This window comes from uncultured Campylobacter sp. (assembly GCF_938018035.1).
Lineage (GTDB): Bacteria > Campylobacterota > Campylobacteria > Campylobacterales > Campylobacteraceae > Campylobacter_B.
Genome location: NZ_CALIJF010000351.1, coordinates 1 through 1,421 on the forward strand (window position 1 = coordinate 1; position 1,421 = coordinate 1,421).

Annotated in this window: 3 protein-coding genes; 2 read left to right on the forward strand and 1 reads right to left on the reverse strand. The window is 36.8% G+C overall.

Going from position 1 to position 1,421, the window contains the following annotated elements:
* Both Q0257_RS10655 and Q0257_RS10660 read left to right on the forward strand, forming a co-directional pair.
* A partial coding sequence (locus tag Q0257_RS10655) for a WYL domain-containing protein (RefSeq protein ID WP_298024701.1) occupies positions 1 to 403 on the forward strand: 403 nt, incomplete at its 5' end.
* Positions 400 to 939 carry a macro domain-containing protein gene (locus Q0257_RS10660; RefSeq protein WP_298024702.1) on the forward strand — a complete coding sequence of 180 codons (540 nt, stop codon included), beginning with the start codon at positions 400 to 402 and terminating at the stop codon, positions 937 to 939. The genes Q0257_RS10655 and Q0257_RS10660, both read left to right, overlap by 4 nt.
* Before the next feature lie 127 nt (positions 940 to 1,066).
* On the opposite strand, the gene Q0257_RS10665 is transcribed toward Q0257_RS10660, so the two are convergent.
* Positions 1,067 to 1,421: metallophosphoesterase family protein (locus tag Q0257_RS10665; RefSeq protein ID WP_298024704.1), on the reverse strand; the 355-nt coding region annotated here is incomplete at its 5' end.

Below are 1,421 nucleotides of genomic sequence, written 5' to 3' on the forward strand. Positions count from 1 at the left end.
GCTATTTTTAGATACGAATAAAAATGATACCTTTAAGAAATTCCATTTAAAAAGCATCGCAAATATTAGAATTCTTGAGGAAAAATTTAAATTAGATGCCACGATAGAGGAGAGGATTAAAAATATAAACTCCGCCTGGGCAACGCTAGATAAACCAAATACCGCCAGACTGCTTTTATCTCCGCAGATAAAGAAATATTTCGAGAGAAAACCCTACGCTAAGCAGAGCATAACAGGACTTGATGCCGATGGCTCGGTCGTAATCGATATAGAATTTACTAATTTAATGGAGATAAAGCCGCTTATTTACTACTTCATTCCGTTTATCAAAGTGCTAGAACCAAAGGAGTTAGCCGATACGATAAAAGATGAGATAGAAAGGTATTTAGAAGAGATAAAATGAAAATTTCATATGAAATAAAGATAAAATTTGGCGATTTATTGGACGCACAAACGGATTATCTGATAAATCCTTCAAATACGGTGATGCTGCTTGGTAGCGGTGTGTCTATGGCTTTTAAGAGGCATTGCGGTGAGACGCTAGAAAAATACATGCAAGAACAGTTAAAAATAAAAGAGATAAGGCAAGGTGACGTCGTCAAAACCGCCTCAAATCACGCAAGCTTTCCATTCGTATTACATGCAGCCATTATGAATTACGCTGATAGATCAGAGTCTAAAAAGCCGAGCTTAGCTACTATAGCGCAAATTTTAAATAATTTACAAGAAATAATCTTGCAAGATCAAAGCAAATATATAAAAATAGCTCTGCCTCTGATGGGATGCGGAGCGGGTAGACTAGATAAGCACGAGGTGATCAGCGAATACAAATGCTTTTTCAAACAAAATTTAGACGCAGAAAAAGAATGCGAAGTAGAAATTTATGGATTTAGCGAAAGTGATTTTAGATTATTGAAAGAAATTATGACAAAAAGCTAAATTTATTTGCTTAGCTGTGGACAAAAGACGTGCTGCCGATATGCGAGTAGAGCCGCGAAATACAATTAATTTATCGCGCTAAATTATATTTTATAGAATTCAGCTGCTAAAATTTTATAAATTTAACTCAAATTTCTAAAATATTAAGCTTCAGACTTGAATTATAAATCGTGCAATCGCCGATTTTATCAACATCTAAAAGCGGATTATGCACGTGTCCGCAAAGGATTATTTTTGCTTTTAAAAGTCCGTGCTTTAGCACTCGAAAAAGCTTTTTATCACCAAAATCTCTGCCGCGCTCTATGGACGTTCGCGTATGTGCAGGCGGAATATGCGTAAGTAGCACGTCGCACTCTGCAAAATCCAAAATATCCGCGCAGAGATAAGGGGCGCAGCCAAATTTAATACCCTCAAACGTCTTAATATCGCCATCCGCATAAATATTAGACGCTCGTATCCAAGAAACGTCGCCAGACTCACTC

Coding starts and splice junctions, on each gene's coding strand:
- Q0257_RS10660 (WP_298024702.1), top strand. CDS start 400: ATGAAAATTTCATATGAAATAAAGATAAAATTTGGCGATTTATTGGAC.